This is a genomic window from Klebsiella quasivariicola, assembly GCF_002269255.1.
Classification (GTDB): domain Bacteria; phylum Pseudomonadota; class Gammaproteobacteria; order Enterobacterales; family Enterobacteriaceae; genus Klebsiella; species Klebsiella quasivariicola.
Genome location: NZ_CP022823.1, coordinates 1,914,363 through 1,932,718, shown reverse-complemented (window position 1 = coordinate 1,932,718; position 18,356 = coordinate 1,914,363). Strand labels below are relative to the sequence as shown.

The 18,356-nt window shown below is 60.7% G+C and carries 14 protein-coding genes; 5 read left to right on the top strand and 9 right to left on the bottom strand.

Features of this window, described 5'->3' with window-relative positions; translation table 11 throughout:
* Positions 1–20 precede the first annotated feature (20 nt).
* Positions 21–752, bottom strand: a complete 732-nt coding sequence (locus B8P98_RS09645) for an HPP family protein (RefSeq protein WP_080897500.1) — start codon at positions 750–752, stop codon at positions 21–23.
* A 198-nt stretch (positions 753–950) separates the two neighbouring features.
* Here B8P98_RS09645 and B8P98_RS09640 point away from each other — a divergent pair, with 198 nt between their 5' ends.
* Positions 951–2,060 carry an adenosylhomocysteinase gene (locus tag B8P98_RS09640; protein WP_095032926.1) on the top strand — a complete coding sequence of 370 codons (1,110 nt, stop codon included), beginning with the start codon at positions 951–953 and terminating at the stop codon, positions 2,058–2,060.
* Between the two features lie 42 nt (positions 2,061–2,102).
* Here the strand turns inward: B8P98_RS09640 and cobT are convergent, their stop codons facing one another.
* The 6 genes from cobT to dacD form a co-directional block, all read right to left on the bottom strand.
* Positions 2,103–3,170 (bottom strand): nicotinate-nucleotide--dimethylbenzimidazole phosphoribosyltransferase, encoded by a 1,068-nt coding sequence (cobT, locus tag B8P98_RS09635; protein ID WP_080897498.1) that lies wholly within the window; start codon positions 3,168–3,170, stop codon positions 2,103–2,105.
* Positions 3,171–3,197: 27 nt separating this feature from the next.
* Positions 3,198–3,938, bottom strand: coding sequence for an adenosylcobinamide-GDP ribazoletransferase (gene cobS / locus B8P98_RS09630; RefSeq protein WP_025711185.1), 741 nt, complete (start codon positions 3,936–3,938; stop codon positions 3,198–3,200).
* A gap of 314 nt (positions 3,939–4,252) precedes the next feature.
* On the bottom strand, positions 4,253–4,576 hold the full coding sequence (locus B8P98_RS09625) for a DUF496 family protein (protein ID WP_022631342.1): 324 nt from the start codon (positions 4,574–4,576) through the stop codon (positions 4,253–4,255).
* A 167-nt stretch (positions 4,577–4,743) separates the two neighbouring features.
* Positions 4,744–5,802 carry an FUSC family protein gene (locus B8P98_RS09620; protein ID WP_002911885.1) on the bottom strand — a complete coding sequence of 353 codons (1,059 nt, stop codon included), beginning with the start codon at positions 5,800–5,802 and terminating at the stop codon, positions 4,744–4,746.
* Between the two features lie 98 nt (positions 5,803–5,900).
* Positions 5,901–6,374, bottom strand: coding sequence for a DNA gyrase inhibitor SbmC (gene sbmC, locus B8P98_RS09615; protein WP_025711186.1), 474 nt, complete (start codon positions 6,372–6,374; stop codon positions 5,901–5,903).
* 176 nt (positions 6,375–6,550) lie between these two features.
* Entirely contained in the window at positions 6,551–7,714 is a 1,164-nt protein-coding gene (gene dacD, locus B8P98_RS09610) for a serine-type D-Ala-D-Ala carboxypeptidase DacD (RefSeq protein WP_025711187.1), read from the bottom strand.
* 180 nt (positions 7,715–7,894) lie between these two features.
* Between dacD and sbcB the strand changes: the two genes are divergently transcribed.
* Positions 7,895–9,319, top strand: a complete 1,425-nt coding sequence (gene sbcB / locus B8P98_RS09605; protein WP_021313318.1) for an exodeoxyribonuclease I — start codon at positions 7,895–7,897, stop codon at positions 9,317–9,319.
* Between the two features lie 49 nt (positions 9,320–9,368).
* Here the strand turns inward: sbcB and fusA are convergent, their stop codons facing one another.
* The gene (gene fusA, locus B8P98_RS09600) at positions 9,369–11,471 is read right to left on the bottom strand and encodes an elongation factor G (protein WP_016161446.1); all 2,103 of its coding nucleotides are present in this window, start codon (positions 11,469–11,471) and stop codon (positions 9,369–9,371) included.
* 240 nt (positions 11,472–11,711) lie between these two features.
* On the opposite strand from fusA, the gene B8P98_RS09595 reads away from it, so the two are divergent.
* Positions 11,712–12,020: an ArsR/SmtB family transcription factor gene (locus tag B8P98_RS09595; RefSeq protein ID WP_008804136.1), complete on the top strand. Its 309-nt coding sequence runs from the start codon at positions 11,712–11,714 to the stop codon at positions 12,018–12,020.
* 16 nt (positions 12,021–12,036) lie between these two features.
* Here B8P98_RS09595 and nifJ read toward each other — a convergent pair whose 3' ends face one another.
* Complete coding sequence (gene nifJ / locus B8P98_RS09590; protein ID WP_025711189.1) at positions 12,037–15,552, bottom strand: pyruvate:ferredoxin (flavodoxin) oxidoreductase; 3,516 nt, start codon at positions 15,550–15,552, stop codon at positions 12,037–12,039.
* A gap of 403 nt (positions 15,553–15,955) precedes the next feature.
* Here nifJ and nifH point away from each other — a divergent pair, with 403 nt between their 5' ends.
* The gene (gene nifH / locus B8P98_RS09585) at positions 15,956–16,837 is read left to right on the top strand and encodes a nitrogenase iron protein (RefSeq protein ID WP_004203553.1); all 882 of its coding nucleotides are present in this window, start codon (positions 15,956–15,958) and stop codon (positions 16,835–16,837) included.
* 16 nt (positions 16,838–16,853) lie between these two features.
* Positions 16,854–18,302 carry a nitrogenase molybdenum-iron protein alpha chain gene (gene nifD, locus B8P98_RS09580; RefSeq protein ID WP_012541112.1) on the top strand — a complete coding sequence of 483 codons (1,449 nt, stop codon included), beginning with the start codon at positions 16,854–16,856 and terminating at the stop codon, positions 18,300–18,302.
* Positions 18,303–18,356: the final 54 nt, after the last annotated feature.

The window sequence follows — 18,356 nt, the reverse complement described above, 5'->3', positions numbered from 1 at the left end:
CCGCAGCCCGCTGTACGCCCTTAGCGGCGGGCTGCCGTCGCGATACGCTGCCGCGCCTGCTGCTCGATATTCTCCAGCAACTCCTGGACATCGTCTTCATCAATGTCGAGGAACTGGCCTTCCAGCAGCGCGGCGTGAATATCTTCCCGGGTGACCGAAATACCCAGCGGCACCGCCCTGGATTTGACCTCCTCTGCCGCCAGCGGATGCGGATAACGGCGGCCAACCAGGTTATTAAACACAATAGCCAGCAGCGCCAGCATCAGCGAGTTGAGGAGCACCGGGGTCAGCACAAAGTGATAGCCTTCGCTGTGCACCCCGGCGCCGCCGAGGATCGCCGTCAGGGCCACCGCGCCGCCGGGGGGATGCAGACAGCGCAGAAAATACATCCCGGCGATGGCCAGAGCCGCCGCCAGACCGCAGGCCAGCGCCGCATCGGGGACCAGCATACCGACCGTGACGCCGATCAGCGCCGACAGCACGTTGCCGCCGACAATCGACCACGGCTGCGCCAGCGGGCTGCTCGGCACGCCAAATAACAGCACCGCCGACGCGCCCATGGGGGCAATAAACCACAAATTGACTTCGCCGAGCAGCCAGTGGCTGAACATGCTGGTTACCGCCAGCCCGGTGCCGGCGCCAATAGATCCCAGCACGATATGCCGGCGGGCCACCGGCAGCGCGTGCGGCTTCAGGCGCCCAAGGAAAATCCGCAGCCGTGAAAACAGCCCCGCAGAAATGACACTCAACATCGCTTTATCGCTTAGGTCATAGGAATTACTTATATTTTATTTTCTTTTTTTAACCTTAAATTAACAACCCTGTCTTTCGCAGGGGATAGCGCGGGCGGCGATGTCCGACGGCATTGTGCTGTGAATTCTCGCGGGGGCTGATAGAATCCCTTTTCGGTCAGGGGGATACCCCTTTTGCGAATTGAAGGTCATAACCCAGTGAATAATAAAATCTCTTTAGCGAAAGAAGTGGCATGGGCCAGCCAGAATATGCCGCGTACCCTGCGTCAGGTCGCCGCGCTGCCCGACCTCAGCGGCGTGCGTCTGGCCTGCTGTATGCACCTCGACATGAAAATGATCCCGCTGGTGCAGGGGATCCTCGACAAGGGCGCTCAGGTCTTTTTAACCACCTGTAACCCCACCACCGTGCAGGACGAGGTGGTAGCCTGGCTGGTGGAGCGCGGCGCCGAGGCCTGCGCGTGGCGCAATATGCGCGATGCCGACTGGCATCAGTCATGGGAAAAGGCAATTGCCTGGCAGCCAACCCATCTGTGCGAAATGGGCGCCGATATCACCACCCTGCTCCACCAGCGCGGCGAATTCGGGAACATCGTGGCCGGTCTGGAAGCCACCGGCTCCGGCGTCAGTCGCCTGGGCGATATTCAGCCCGGTTATCCGATCTTTAACTGGGACGATCTGCCGGTAAAAGAGGGGCTGCACAACCGCCATATGGTCGGTCTCACCGCCTGGCACACCTTCTTCCAGACCACTCATCTCACCCTGCATGAGAAAAAAGTGCTGGTGATCGGCTACGGCCTGGTCGGTCAGGGTGTCGCCGCGGCGGCGAAAGCCTTTGGTGGCCAGGTGATGGTGGCGGAGATCGATCCTGCCCGCCGTCTGCAGGCGGCTTACGACGGCTGGCACGTGGTGGATTTGCAGGAGGCGATCGCCTCGGCGGACGTGGTGGCCACGGCGACAGGCGGTAAAAACGTGGTTAATCGCCAGGCGCTGGACCGCGCGAAAGCGGGAGTCTTTATCCTTAACGTCGGCCACGTGGCGGAAGAGATCGACGGCGAGTACCTGCGCCAGTACCCCCAGGAAGAGGTGATGCCGTATATCAACGCCTACCGCATGGCCGACAAAACCGTCTATCTGCTGGCCAATGGTTCAATGCTCAATCTGACCGCGGGCTTCGGCGACAGCCTGAACGCCTTTGACGTCACCCTCGCGGTGATGGCCAGCGGCATCCGCCATATTGTCACCGACGGCATGCGCGCCCCGGCGAAGGTTTATCTCCTACCCCAGGCGGTCTGGCAGCAGGCCCTGTAAACCCGGCGCATCGCCCCCATCGCGGGACGATGCGCTTTACCATCAGGATGACGGCGCGCTATCGGGCAACACAATATTGCTCTGCGCCAGCGTTCCCATCTGGTTGTACATCACGCTGGCGGCATCCAACAGGTGCATCGCCAGCGCGGCGCCGCTGCCCTCTCCCAGGCGCATGTCCATATCGAGATACGGCCGCAGACCCAGCGCGTCGAGGGCGATCTGCGCTCCTTTCTCCGCCGACAGGTGTGAAGGAATAAGATAAGGGTGCGCCGACGGGGCCATGCGGCAGGCGGCCAGGGCAGAGGCATAGGAGAGGAAGCCATCCAGCACCACCGGCAGGCCACAGGAGGCCGCCCCGAGGATCACCCCGGTCATGCCCACCAGATCGTAACCGCCCACCTTCGCCAGGACATCCAGCCCCTCTTCCGGGTTCGGCTGGTTAAGGGCTATCGCCTGGCGCACCACCGCCACCTTATGGCCCCGCTGCGCCAGCGGCAGATTGGCCCCACAGCCCACCACGGCGTCAGGATCGCTGCCCGTCAGGACACTGATCACGGCTGCGGCCGGGGTGGTATTGGCCATTCCCAGTTCGCCGACGCCAAAAAATTTCACCCCGTCGGCGGCGAGCTGGCGGGTGAGATGCATGCTGGCCAGCAGCACCGTCTCCGCCTGCTGGCGACTCATCGCCGCCGTCCGGGCGATATTCCCGCTACCGCGGGCCACCTTGAGGTTAATCAGGCCCGGCAGCGGGTCGGCATCGATGCCGACATCCACCACCTGCACCCTGGCCCCGGCCTGCGCCGCCAGCACGCAGACGCCGGTGTTGCCCCGCACCATATTGCCGGCATGAATGGCCGTCACCCCCTGCGGCGAAGGGGTCACGCCTTCATGCCAGACGCCATGGTCGGCGCACATGACCACGATCGCTTTCTCCGCCAGCGCCAGCTGCCCCTGCAAGCCAGGCAGACCGGCCAGCTGCACCGCCAGCGACTCCAGACGGCCAAGGCTGCCGGGCGGCTTTAACAGGCCATCAATATGCTGCTGAGCGCGCGCCATGGCCGCCACATCGGGCTGCGGAATGGCAGCCAGTAACGCCGAAAGTGTTTCCATTCTGTTCCTCACCGTTGGCGTCAGGCCTTACAGCAGCGCCAGTAAAAAGAGTAATTCGCCCAGCTCAATCGCCGCCCCGAGGGTATCTCCGGTCTGCCCGCCGAGGGTTCGCTTCAGCGCCCATCCCAGACCCCAGATCAGCACCAGGGTGATCAGCGCGGCGCGCAGCCCCTGCAGCCCCAGCAGGGCGGTGGCCAGCGCGATCGCCATCGCCATCGTCACCAGCGTCTGCTGCAGGCTAATTTTGCCGATAAACAGATTGCCCAGCCCCTTTTCCCGCGCATAGCGATGACGATACATCAGCAGCACCGCCATCCCGCGACCGACGGCGCAGGCCGCCGCCAGGGCTGCGATGGGGTGGATATCACGCAGCAGCAGCTCGCCGATCGCCAGCACTTTCGCTACCAGTACGAAGATCAGCGCCAGCCCGCCGTGGGTGCCCAGCCGGCTGTCGCGCATGATCTCCAGCATCCGATCGCGGGTGCGGGCGGAGAAAATGCCGTCGCAGGTATCAGCCAGCCCGTCAAGATGGAATCCGCCGGTGAGCAGCGCCAGCGCCAGCACGCCGAACAGCGCCGCCAGCGGGACGCCGCACCACGGATGCAGGAGGAGCGCCACCGCGCCGGCGATGGCGCCAAGCAGTAAACCGACCAGCGGAAAGGTGACGATACTGCGCTGGTACTGTTCGATCTCCAGGCCCTGAGATAACCGCGCCGGGACCGGCAGGCGGCTGATAAACGAGAGTGCAGCAAAGAATGACTTAATCACGTGAGGTTGACTCCTGTCGGCGAAAGCAGCGGAAGAGTTCTGTCGCGCCCGGTCAGCACCTGAGTTTGTCTTCTGGCGAATCGATCGTCGGAGAGGTGAGAGGTGTTGAGATATCGCCCTGACGCCGCTGCGTCAGATGCCCGGCCAGGATGAGAGAAACCTTTCCGATATCAATACGTTTTTCGCGGGCCAGTATAGCAAAGTGTCGGTGAGGAGAGGCAGTTGCCGGAACAAAGTTTTCGCAGAAAAAAGCAGGGAAGAGAGGGAAACGCGGAACAGCCCGGCGACGCTGACCGCCGCCGGACCGGCAGGGTTTAGCTTTCGACTTTGGCTTCGCCCATCACTTTCAGTTTTTTCGAGATGTCGCGGCGCTCTTTGGACAGCTCGGCATTTTTGATGATGTAATCATCAACGCGATCTTCGTAATCGCTCTTCATGCTGGCGATGATGCCCTGGATGGCTTCCACGCTCATGCCCGGTTTGATGTAGTCGCTGAGGTTGTCCAGCAGCAGAACGCGCTTCTGGTTATCACGGATCTTTTTCTCAACGTCCTGAATTTCACGCTGCAGTTTGTTCTTACGACGGTACAGACGAACAAACTCCAGTACGTCCTGGAAAGAAGGCTTAGTTGTTTCCATTTTTACACCCCTAATAATTGAGATTCGGATTCGTAAAGCGACTGCGTTATAGGGCTAACATAACTGCTAGCAGCCGCTGATGACAATGTTTTTTCCTTTGCGTTTATCATAACCCTAAACGCTGCTGAATCGAAACAACCCATGTGGTTACCCGGTGCATCTGGTGTTTATTTGCGCAACGCGCGGCAGATCAGATGCGAGAGCAGCTCCAGCTGGCGCGCCAGTTCGATTGAGAGCCAAACATAGCCATGGACCGGGGTTTCCGCCAGGCCGTCATCACCCTGCTCTTTCAGCAGCTGGCGCAGTTCGAGGACGATCTCAGTCAGCTTTTCATTGTTGGCGCGCACAGGCTGAGGGTTCCCTTCGTACAGCGCGTGGGCGATGGACAACAGCGTCTGCTGGGTCATCTGCTGCGTCTCCCGCAGGGTGTGCGCATTGAGCATCACAAAGTGACCCGGACGCGTTGCCCACCAGGCGTTGATCTGCAGCTCCAGCATGCAGACGAGGTTGCGGCTGACGGTCTGGATAGCCTCGAAGATCGCCTTCTGGATGTGCGTCTCTTTGCTGGCGGGGGTGATCAGCCCGCGCATTTTAACCACGTCGTTCAGCGCCTGCTGGAGATGCTTTTCCAGCCGCGGTCGATCCACCAGATTTGGCGAGAAGCCGGCCTGGTAGAGGCGGTTAAAGTTGGTGACATAGCTGGCCATCTGGATGCGCCAGTGGATGAACGCCCGCTGCGGCCAGATGCCGGTAAACAGCATCGCCAGCAGCGAGCCGAAGATCACGTCGCCGCTTCGCCACAGCGCGGTATGCATATCGCCGGGCGGCGCCCCGACCACCACCGACAGAGTAATGCCGATCAGCAGCGCCTGATAGGGTTTCTTGCCCAGCGCCAGCCAGCCGCAGAGGAACATCGCCGCCGCGCACCAGAGGACCATCAGCGGCAGAGAGATGAGCTCAAGCTTCAGCGCCACCAGCCCCAGCGCCGAACCGAGGATCGTGCCGCCGATACGCTGAAACGCCCGCGGCACGACGTTACCCCAGAAGGAGATCGGCCCCATCACCACCACCAGAGTGATGAGAGGCCAGGTTCCCTCAGGCACGTTCAGCAGCCGCACCAGCAAAAAGGTGAGCACAAAGGCCAGCGCAATCCGCACACCATGCACCACCCGATAATGGCGATACAAGCGGATCTCAAATGGCTTGAGTGATTTATCAGCGCGCACAACCCTCTCCGGCAAAACGAAAAGGCCAATTGTAACTGCTTTTTCGCCCGGAGCATGCCGGGAATGTAAAAAACCTTGTCCGAAACAGGGGTAAACCGCTACGACGCGACGCGCTCAACGGGAACATACATGTCGATATCCCAGTAGCCGTCGTGGTTGCCGTCGTTAAGATAGACCTCAAAGCAGGGCTGGGGGGCGATGCGATACGCCGTGCTCTGCTGCAGGCTGTCAAAAAACTGCATCCACGGGGTGGCGAAGTCGTAATCCACCACCCGCGCGCGGGCGCAGGCGTAATCCCCGCCGGCAATCGCCGTCAGTATCACCCCTTCGCTGTTGGCGGGAATGACGTAATTCTCATCAACGGTCACCGCCGTCGCGCAGCGCAGTTTTTCCGCTGGCACTTCCTCCGGGTTATCGTAGTAGACGGCCACCCATTCCCGGGCGGGCACCTGACGGTTCTCAACCCACATCATCAGTTGCTCAAACCCCTGCTTGACCGTGTGCTCCCAGGGCCCGACCAGATGGAAACCGGCAATGGTTTTCTTGCCGAGGGTGGTGACGCTGTAGTTCATCTTGCCTCCTTTGGAAATAAAGGACTGTATTAATATACAGTTAATTTAACAGGAGATCCCCCCTCAGTATGTGCGCGAATTCACAGAGTCGCCATCACACTGCTGAAAAAACAGGCGCCCCGCCAGCAGGAGCGACAGACGAAAAAAAACCGCCTGCAAAGAGGCGGTTATCATGGTTACAGCTCGTGGTGCAGGTAATCGCTCATTCGCGAGAACACCCCGCCTTTATTGATGCTTTCGAGGGTGACCAGCGGATAGTGCCCCACCACCTTGTCGCCGTCATACAGCGAAATCTCGCCGACCCGCTGGTTGGCGGCGATCGGCGCCTCCAGATCCTTCTTATCCAGCACATATTTCGCTTTAATCCGCGACACTTCCGCCTTCGGCAGCGCTAACCAGAAATCCTGATCGGTGCCGAGCTTAATCTGCTCTTTATCTCCGTACCAGATGCGTTCGCTGCCGACCTTCTGGCCCTTCTGCAGCACCTGCACGGTGTCGAAGTTCTGCTGCCCCCAGTGCAACAGTTTAGCGGCCTGCTGCTCGCGGCCTTTCGGACTGTCCGCCCCCATCACCACGGCGATCAGCCGGCGCTGGCCATCCACCGCCGAGGCGATCAGGTTGAACCCGGCGCCCGAGGTGTGGCCCGTTTTCAGGCCATCGACGTTCATGGTTTTATCCCACAGCAGACCGTTACGGTTTTGCTGGGTGATCCCGTTCCACGTCAGGCTTTTCTGGCTGTACATGTGGTAGACGTCAGGTTCGCCATGAATAATCGCCCGCGAGAGCACCGCGAGGTCATAGGCCGAACTGTGCTGGCCCGGAGCGTCGAGGCCGTGGACGGTTTCGAAATGGGTGTCCCGCAGGTGCAGTTTTTCGACATACTGATTCATCAGGGCGACAAACTGCGGCTGGCCGCCGGCGACATAGTCGGCCAGCGCGACGCAGGCGTCGTTACCGGAGTCGACAATCAGCCCGCGGCTGAGGTCGCGGACGCTGACGCGATCCCCTGGCTTTAAGAACATCAGCGATGACCCGTCGAACACCGGGTTGCCCTTCGCCCAGGCGTCTTTACCCACGGTGACGATATCGTCAAAGGTGATACGATGGCTGTCGATGGCGCGATCGACCACGTAGCCGGTCATCAGTTTGGTCAGACTGGCAGGATTGCGCTGCTGATGTTCGTTACCCGCGGTCAGGACCTGACCGGTGGTGTAATCCATCAGCACCCAGGAGCCAGCCTGAATGGAAGGCGGCGCGACCGTAGCAGGTAAGTCGACGGCAAATGCGCAGGAAACGCTCGAAGCGAGCAAAGATACAGCAATAAACAAACGGCCTTTCAACGGCATATCCTCTAGATTTACAGATCCGCCGTCCTTTTTACGGAACTTCGCGTTTCATATCAGGGTTTAATTGCAAGAAAATATGACACAGCAGAGGAAGTTGCTTGCCGCGACCCTTCTGATGACCGGGCAAATCGTTTACCATACCGGTCGCACGCCACCACGGATAATGAACAGACTATGCAAGATAGCGTCAACCAGCCCGGATTTTTATTCCACGATTATGAAACCTTCGGCACCAGCCCTTCCCTCGACCGGCCGGCGCAGTTCGCCGCCATCCGCACCGACGCGGAGCTGAATGTGCTCGGCGAGCCCGAAGTGTTTTACTGCAAACCCGCTGACGATTACCTGCCGCAGCCGCAGGCGGTGATGATCACCGGGATCACCCCGCAGGAAGCGCTGGCCAAAGGGGATAATGAGGCCGCGTTTGCCCGCCGCATCCACGATCTGTTCACGGTGCCGCAAACCTGTATCGTCGGCTATAACAACGTGCGCTTTGATGACGAAGTGACGCGGAATATCTTCTATCGCAACTTCTATGACCCTTATGCCTGGAGCTGGCAGCACGATAACTCGCGCTGGGATCTGCTCGACGTGATGCGCGCCTGCTATGCCCTGCGCCCGGAAGGGATCGCCTGGCCGGAGAATGACGAAGGGTTGCCGAGCTTCCGGCTTGAACATCTGACCGTCGCCAACGGTATTGAACACCAGAACGCCCATGACGCGATGGCCGATGTGTACGCCACCATCGCCATGGCGAAGCTGGTGAAAACCCGGCAGCCGCGGCTGTTTGATTATCTCTACAGCCACCGCAATAAGCGCAAGCTGGCGACGCTCATCGACGTGCCGCAGATGAAACCGCTGGTGCATGTCTCCGGCATGTTTGGCGCCGCGCGCGGCAACACCAGCCTGGTGGCGCCCCTGGCCTGGCATCCGGAAAACCGCAATGCGGTGATTATGGTCGATCTGGCGGGCGATATGGCGCCGCTGCTGGAACTGGATGCCGATGCCTTGCGCGAGCGGCTTTACACCCCGCGCGCCGAGCTTGGCGATCTGCCGGCAGCGCCGATCAAGCTGGTGCATCTCAATAAATGTCCGGTGCTGGCTCAGGCCAATACCCTGCGCCCGCAGGATGCCGACCGGCTGGGGATCTCCATTCAGCGCTGTCTGGAGAATGCCCAGCTGCTGCGGGCGAATCCGCAGGTGCGGGAGAAAGTGGTGGCGGTCTATGCCGAAGCCGAGCCGTTCGTGCCGTCCGAAAACGTCGACGCCCAGCTGTACAATGGGTTCTTTAGCGATGCCGACCGCGCGGCGATGAAAATCGTGCTGGAAACCGAACCGCGCAATCTGCCGGCGCTGGATATCACCTTCGCCGACAAGCGCATCGAACGCCTGCTGTTTAACTACCGGGCGCGCAACTTCCCCGGCACGCTCGATGAACATGAGCAGCAGCGCTGGTTAGAGCACCGTCGTCAGGTGTTTACGCCAGAGTTTTTGCAAGCCTATGCCGATGAGCTGCAGATGCTGTATCAGCAGTATGCGGATGATAAAGAGAAGCTGGCGCAGCTGAAGGCGCTGTGGCAGTACGCACAGGATATTGTCTGATTGGCTGAAATTCCCGGGTTGCGGCTAACGCCTTACCCGGGAACATTGCTTAGCTTTTCGCGCGGCTGGCGATGATTTCATCCGCCACATTACGCGGCGCTTCCGCGTAATGGTGGAACTCCATGCTGTAGGTTGCCCGTCCCTGCGACATCGAGCGCAGCGTGGTGGAATAACCAAACATCTCCGCCAGCGGCACGTCGGCGCGGATGATCTGGCTGCCGAAGCGCTCTTCCATCCCCTGCACCATCCCGCGACGGGAAGAGAGATCGCCCATAATATTCCCGGCGTACTCTTCCGGCGTCTCCACCTCGACGTGCATCACCGGCTCAAGGATCACCGGATCCGCTTTGCGCGCGCCTTCCCGGAAGCCAAAGATCGCCGCCATGCGGAACGCCATCTCCGAGGAGTCCACGTCGTGGTACGACCCGAAGGTCAGGGTCGCTTTCACGTCAACCACCGGATAACCCGCCAGCACGCCGGTGCCCATCGCTTCGCGCAGCCCTTTCTCCACGGAAGGGATGTACTCGCGTGGCACCACGCCGCCTTTGGTGGCGTCCTCGAAGACGAAACCGCTGCCCGGCTCCAGCGGCTCCAGGGTCAGCACAACGTGCCCGTACTGCCCTTTGCCGCCGGACTGGCGCACAAATTTGCCTTCCACGTCCATCACTTTCTTGCGCAGGGTTTCGCGGTAGGTGACCTGCGGACGACCAATGTTGGCCTCGACGCCAAACTCGCGCTTCATCCGGTCGACAATGATCTCCAGATGCAGCTCGCCCATGCCGGAGATAATCGTCTGGCCGGACTCTTCATCGGTATGTAGACGGAACGACGGATCTTCCGCCGCCAGCCGCTGCAGCGCGATGCCCATTTTCTCCTGATCCGCTTTGGTCTTCGGCTCGATGGCCAGCGAAATCACCGGCTCCGGAAACTCCATCCGTTCGAGGGTAATGATCGCATCCGGATCGCACAGCGTATCACCGGTGGTCACATCCTTCAGACCGACGCAGGCCGCGATATCCCCGGCGTGCAGTTCGTCAACTTCGTGGCGGTCGTTGGCCTGCATCAGCACGATACGCCCGATGCGCTCTTTCTTGCCCTTCACCGGGTTCCACACCGCATCGCCTTTCTTCAGCGTCCCGGAGTAGACGCGGATAAAGGTCAGCTGGCCGACGTAGGGGTCGGTCATCAGTTTAAACGCCAGCGCCGACAGCGGCTCATCGTCGCTCGGATGGCGTTCCGCCGGCTGGCCTTTCTCATCAACGCCTTGTATCGCCGGAATATCCAGCGGCGACGGCATCAGCTCCACCACCGCATCGAGCATGCGCTGCACGCCTTTGTTTTTAAAGGCGCTCCCGCAGAGCACCGCCTGGATTTCCCCCTTCACCGTGCGCTGGCGCAGACCGGCAACGATCTCCGCCTCGTCCAGCTCACCGGTTTCCAGGTATTTATCCATCAGCTCATCGCTGGCTTCCGCCGCCGCCGAGACCATTTTCTCCCGCCACTGCTGTGCCGTCGCCAGCAGATCGTCAGGGACAGGCCCATAGCTGAAGGTCATGCCCTGGGTGGCGTCATCCCACAGGATGGCGCGCATTTTCACCAGATCGACAACGCCGGTGAAATGCTCTTCGGCGCCAATGGGGATCACAATCGGCACCGGGTTAGCCTTCAGACGGTCGATCATCATCTGCACCACGCGGAAGAAGTCCGCGCCGGGGCGGTCCATCTTGTTGACGAAGGCCAGCCGCGGAACGTGGTATTTATTCGCCTGGCGCCAGACGGTCTCCGACTGGGGCTGCACCCCACCGACGGAGTCATACACCATCACCGCGCCGTCGAGCACGCGCATGGAACGTTCCACCTCAATGGTGAAATCCACGTGCCCCGGGGTGTCGATGATATTGATCCGGTGCGGCTCGAAGCTGCGGTCCATACCCGGCCAGAAGCAGCTTACCGCCGCCGAGGTAATGGTGATCCCGCGCTCTTGCTCCTGGGCCATCCAGTCGGTGGTTGCCGCGCCATCGTGTACTTCACCCAGCTTATGGCTCATCCCGGTGTAAAACAGGATGCGCTCGGTGGTGGTGGTTTTACCGGCATCGATATGCGCGGAGATACCGATGTTGCGATAACGTTCGAGGGGGATGGGTCGGGGCATGATGCGTCCTTAGTCGTTTTGACTGTCAGTCTGCGGTCGGAATGATCCGCAGTTCATTTAACTGCCGCCTATCATAGTACAACTGTACGAGTATATTCGAACTATTTTTGCTATTATTATGATTGGTCAGGTTGCGGCGGCGCGCGTGGCATCAGAACCGGAGTTTGGGTATAGTAGCCGCCAGCCGCCGATATGGGCTGCGGCTGCTATGCGCCGCGCCACTGCCGACACAGGATTATTATGATCGCCAATCACCCCGAACGAGAACAAATTCGCCTGGAAAATGTCCTTTCCGCGCTCGGTAACCCACTGCGACTGGAGATCATCCGCACGCTGGCCGACGGCAGCGAGCTGAGCTGCAACGCCCTGCGCCAGGAAGAGGTGGCCAAGTCCACCATGACCCACCACTGGCGCGTCCTGCGCGACAGCGGTGTGATCTGGCAACGGCCTCAGGGACGGGAGAACATGATTTCGCTGCGCCGGGAAGATCTGGACGCCCGTTTTCCCGGCCTGCTGGATACGCTGCTGAACGTGATGCAGCAGCCGTGAATCGCTAACCCACAGCCTACTCCTCTCCCGCCAGCCGCTGATACTGCCTGAAACGGGCCCGGGCATCGTCCTCCGTTTGCCGGAACAGCGCGTCCGCCAGATCCGGCGTGGTTTTATGCAGCGCGGCATAGCGCACCTCGCCGAGCAAAAAGTCGCGGAAACTCTCTTCCGGCTCTTCGGAGTCCAGTATAAACGGCGTTTTGCCCTCGGCTTCCCGCTGCGGATGATAGCGCCACAGGTGCCAGTATCCCGCCTCCACCGCCCGCTTCGCCTCGCGCTGACTGCAGCGCATCCCGGCTTTCAGACCGTGGTTGATACAGGCGGCATAGGCGATCACCAGCGACGGTCCCGGCCAGGCCTCGGCCTCGGCGATGGCCCGCAGGGTCTGATCTTTATCGGCGCCCATGGCGATCTGGGCGACGTAAACATTGCCGTAGCTCATCGCCATCATGCCGAGATCTTTTTTACGCGTGCGTTTCCCCTGAGCGGCAAATTTGGCGATCGCCGCCACCGGGGTCGACTTGGACGACTGGCCGCCGGTGTTGGAGTAGACCTCGGTATCAAACACCAGAATATTGACGTCTTCCCCACTGGCCAGCACATGATCGAGGCCGCCGAAGCCGATATCGTAGGCCCAGCCGTCGCCGCCGAAGATCCACTGCGAACGCCGGACGAAATAGTCGCGGTTCTGCCAGAGCTGCTCCAGCAGCGGGACGCCCTCTTTTTCCGCCGCCAGCAACGCACTGAGGCGGTCCGCGCGCTCGCGGGTCCCCTCCCCCTCATCCTGCTGCGCCAGCCACTGCCGCATCGCGGCGTGAAGCGCGTCGCTGACCGGCAGCGCCAGCGCGGCGGTCAGCTCCTCGGCGATCTGTTGGCGGATCGCCTGGCCGCCAAGCATCATGCCGAGGCCGAACTCGGCGTTATCCTCAAACAGCGAGTTTGCCCACGCCGGCCCGTGGCCGCGATGGTTGGTGGTATAGGGCATCGAAGGCGCGCTGGCGCCCCAGATCGAAGAGCAGCCGGTGGCGTTGGCGATCAGCATCCGGTCGCCAAACAGCTGGGTGATAAGCCGGGCATAGGGCGTTTCTCCGCAACCCGCGCAGGCGCCGGAAAACTCCAGCAGCGGCGTTTCGAACTGGCTGCCTTTGACCGTCGTTTTGCGAAACGGGTTATCTTTTGGCGCCAGTCCCAGGGCGTAATCCCAGACCGGAGCCATCGCCCGCTGGCTGTCGAGGGAGACCATCTGCAGCGCCTTGCCGCGCGACGGGCAGCTCTCCACGCAGTTGCCGCAGCCGGAGCAGTCCAGCGGCGAGATAGCCAGATGATAGTGATAGTCTTTGGCCCCCTGGGCGGGTTTACTCAGCAGCCCGGCGGGAGCCGTGTCCTGCTCTTCAGCGTTCAGTAACGCCGGGCGGATCGCCGCATGCGGGCAGACAAAGGCGCACTGGTTACACTGGGTACAGCCGTCAGGCTGCCAGACCGGCACCTCCAGCGCGATGCCGCGCTTCTCCCAGGCGGCGGTGCCGGAGGGAAAGGTGCCGTCTTCCATTCCGGCGAAGGCGCTCACCGGCAACAGGTCGCCACGCTGGCGGTTCATGGGCTGCAGGATATCGCGGATGAAGTCCGGCATCAGGGTGCTCGCCTGCGGTGCCGGCGCCTCGAGGGTCGCCCAGTGGGCGGGTACCGTCACCCGGTGCAGCGCCGCCATCCCCAGCTCGATAGCCCGCTGGTTCATCTCAATGACGCTCGCCCCTTTGCTGCCATAGCTTTTCTCCACCGCCTGCTTGAGATAGTCTGCCGCCGTTTGCGGATCGATAATCGCCGTCAGCTTAAAGAACGCCGCCTGCATCAGCATGTTAAAGCGCCCACCGAGGCCCAGCTCGCGGGCAATGTCCACCGCATTAAGGGTATAAAAGTCGATCTTTTCCTGCGCCAGATAGCGCCGGACGCTGACCGGCAGGTGCTGCTCCAGCTCTGTCTCGGACCAGCTGCAGTTGAGCAGAAAGGTGCCTCCCGGCTTCAGCCCCTCCAGCAGGTCGTAGCGGTCGACATAGGATTGCTGAGAGCAGGCGATAAAATCGGCCCGGTGGATCAGGTAGGGCGAGGTGATCGGCCGGTCGCCAAAGCGCAGGTGCGAAACGGTGATCCCCCCGGACTTTTTCGAGTCGTAGGAAAAGAAGGCCTGGGCGTAGAGTGGCGTGTTATCGCCGATGATCTTGATGGCGCTTTTGTTCGCCCCGACGGTGCCGTCCGAGCCCATCCCCCAGAATTTACAGGCGGTGATCCCGGCATGGGAGACCGCCAGCGGTTCCTGCCGGGCGGGCAGCGAGGTAAAAGTGACATCATCGACAATACCCAGGGTAAAGCCGTCCTTCGGCAGCGGCTGCCTGAGGTTGTCAAACACCGCGGCGATATCGTTGGGCAGCACGTCCTTACCGCCGAGCGCGTAGCGACCGCCGACGATCAGCGGCGCATCGTCGCGTTGATAGAAGGCGTTCTTGACGTCGAGGCACAGCGGTTCCGCCTGCGCCCCCGGCTCTTTGGTGCGGTCAAGGACGGCAATACGCTGCACGCTGGCGGGCAGTTGCGCGAAAAAGTGCGCCAGCGAGAACGGCCGATAGAGATGGACGCTGAGCAGCCCCACCTTCTCCCCCGCCGCATTCAGCGTCTCCACCACCTCCTGGACGGTGTCGCACACTGAGCCCATGGCGATAATTACCCGCTCGGCATCCGGCGCGCCGTGGTAATTAAACAGGTGATATTCCCGCCCGGTCAGCGCGGTGATCTTCGCCATATAGCTTTCCACCAAATCGGGCAGCGCGAGGTAGAAGCGGTTACCGGCCTCCCGCTCCTGGAAGTAGATATCCGGATTTTGCGCGGTGCCGCGGATCACCGGATGATCCGGGTGCAGCGCCTGCCGACGAAAGCGCTCCAGCGCCGGGCGGTCCAGCAGCGTCGCCAGTTGCTCATACGCCAGCACCTCAATCTTCTGTATTTCGTGCGAGGTGCGAAAGCCGTCGAAGAAGTTGATAAACGGGATCCGCCCGGCGATCGCCGCCAGGTGCGCCACCGCCGACAGGTCCATCACCTGCTGAACGTTATTCTCCACCAGCATGGCGCAGCCGGTCTGGCGTACCGCCATCACGTCCTGGTGATCGCCAAAAATATTCAGCGAATTGGTCGCCAGTGCCCGCGCGCTGACGTGAAAAACGCCCGGTAGCAGTTCACCGGCAATTTTGTACAAATTGGGGATCATCAGCAGCAGCCCCTGCGAGGCGGTGTAGGTAGTGGTGAGCGCTCCCGCCTGCAGCGCGCCGTGGACCGCCCCGGCGGCACCGGCTTCGGATTGCATCTCCATCAGGCGCACCGGCTGGTCAAACAGATTCTTTTTACCCTTAGCGGCCCATTCATCGACATTTTCCGCCATCGGCGTGGAGGGGGTGATGGGGTAGATGGCCGCCACGTCGGTAAAGGCGTAGGAGATCCAGGCCGCCGCCGTGTTGCCATCCATTGTTTTCATGTTTCCGGACATCGTTCAATCCTCAAAGGTGAGCGTTCTCTTTACCGCGGCAGCCCGCGGCAAACCCTGTCACCTCTCCAAGCACAGCCTGTGCCAGCTCGCGGATTGCCGCCTGTCGCTTATCAATTCAACAGGTTAAGGGAAGAAACGCGCAGGCCCGTCCGGCAGGATTGCGGGGAATAAGACACTGTGCGCGACAAGCTGTTGAACAGGTGACAAAGCGCCGCGCCGGGCCCGTGGCGGGAAATTGTTCTGTTTCGCACATTTGGTAGCGTTATTGTGCCGTTTGCTCAGCCTCCCGGCGCGGCTGTTTTACAAAAAATACTTATTTATCAAATAACTGAGCAAAAATTCGCAGCTGGTACGTTCCCTGCACTTCTCTGCTGGCAAACACTCAACAACAGGAGAAGTCACCATGACCATGCGTCAATGCGCTATCTACGGTAAAGGCGGTATCGGTAAATCCACCACCACCCAGAATCTCGTCGCGGCCCTCGCCGAGATGGGTAAGAAAGTGATGATCGTCGGCTGCGATCCGAAAGCGGACTCCACCCGTCTGATCCTTCACGCTAAAGCCCAGAACACCATCATGGAGATGGCGGCGGAAGTGGGCTCGGTCGAGGATCTGGAGCTCGAAGACGTGCTGCAAATCGGCTATGGCGATGTCCGTTGCGCCGAATCCGGCGGCCCGGAGCCAGGCGTCGGTTGCGCCGGACGCGGGGTGATCACCGCCATCAACTTCCTCGAAGAAGAAGGCGCCTATGAGGAAGATTTGGATTTCGTCTTCTATGACGTCCTCGGCGACGTAGTCTGCGGCGGCTTCGCCATGCCGATCCGCGAAAACAAAGCCCAGGAGATCTACATCGTCTGCTCCGGCGAGATGATGGCGATGTATGCCGCCAACAATATCTCCAAGGGGATCGTGAAGTACGCCAAATCTGGCAAGGTGCGCCTCGGCGGCCTGATCTGTAACTCGCGCAAAACCGACCGGGAAGACGAACTGATCATCGCCCTGGCGGAGAAGCTTGGCACGCAGATGATCCACTTCGTTCCCCGCGACAACATTGTGCAGCGCGCGGAGATCCGCCGGATGACGGTGATCGAGTACGACCCGACCTGTCAGCAGGCCAACGAATATCGTCAACTGGCGCAGAAGATCGTCAATAACACCAAAAAAGTGGTGCCGACGCCGTGCACCATGGACGAGCTGGAATCGCTGCTGATGGAGTTCGGCATCATGGAAGAAGAAGACACCAGCATCATTGGTAAAACCGCCGCTGAAGAAAACGCGGCCTGAGCACAGGATCCTCACCATGACCAACGCAACAGGCGAACGTAACCTTGCGCTCATCCAGGAAGTCCTGGAGGTGTTTCCCGAAACCGCGCGCAAAGAGCGCAGAAAGCACATGATGATCAGCGATCCGCAGATGGAGAGCGTCGGCAAGTGCATTATCTCGAACCGTAAATCGCAGCCCGGGGTGATGACCGTGCGTGGCTGCGCCTATGCGGGCTCGAAAGGGGTGGTGTTTGGGCCAATCAAAGACATGGCCCATATCTCGCACGGCCCCATCGGCTGCGGCCAGTACTCGCGCGCCGGACGGCGCAACTACTATACCGGCGTCAGCGGTGTCGACAGCTTCGGCACCCTGAACTTCACCTCTGATTTTCAGGAGCGCGATATTGTTTTCGGCGGCGATAAAAAGCTGACCAAACTGATCGAAGAGATGGAGCTGCTGTTCCCGCTGACCAAAGGGATCACCATCCAGTCGGAGTGCCCGGTGGGCCTGATCGGCGATGACATCAGCGCCGTGGCCAACGCCAGCAGCAAGGCGCTGGATAAACCGGTGATCCCGGTGCGCTGCGAAGGCTTTCGCGGCGTATCGCAATCGCTGGGCCACCATATTGCCAACGACGTGGTGCGCGACTGGGTGCTGAACAATCGCGAAGGGCAGCCGTTTGCCAGCACCCCGTATGATGTTGCCATCATTGGCGATTACAACATCGGCGGCGACGCCTGGGCCTCGCGCATTCTGCTGGAAGAGATGGGGCTGCGCGTAGTGGCGCAGTGGTCCGGCGACGGCACCCTGGTGGAGATGGAGAACACCCCATTCGTTAAGCTTAACCTCGTCCACTGCTACCGTTCGATGAACTATATCGCCCGCCATATGGAGGAGAAACATCAGATCCCGTGGATGGAATATAACTTCTTCGGCCCGACCAAAATCGCCGAATCGCTGCGCAAGATCGCCGATCAATTTGATGACACCATTCGCGCCAATGCGGAAGCGGTGATAGCCAAATATGAGGGGCAGATGGCGGCCATCATCGCCAAATATCGCCCGCGGCTGGAGGGGCGCAAAGTGCTGCTGTACATGGGGGGGCTGCGGCCGCGCCACGTCATCGGCGCCTATGAGGATCTCGGGATGGAGATCATCGCCGCCGGCTACGAGTTTGCCCATAACGATGATTACGACCGCACCCTGCCGGACCTGAAAGAGGGCACCCTGCTGTTTGACGATGCCAGCAGCTATGAGCTGGAGGCCTTCGTCAAAGCGCTGAAACCTGACCTCATCGGCTCCGGGATCAAAGAGAAATATATCTTCCAGAAAATGGGGGTGCCGTTCCGCCAGATGCACTCCTGGGACTATTCCGGCCCCTATCACGGCTATGACGGCTTCGCCATCTTTGCCCGCGATATGGATATGACCCTGAACAATCCGGCGTGGAACGAACTGACTGCCCCGTGGCTGAAGTCTGCGTGATTGCCCCTTCACTGTCCCGTCAGTCCACCGATTTGTGGCGCGGGAGGAGAACAC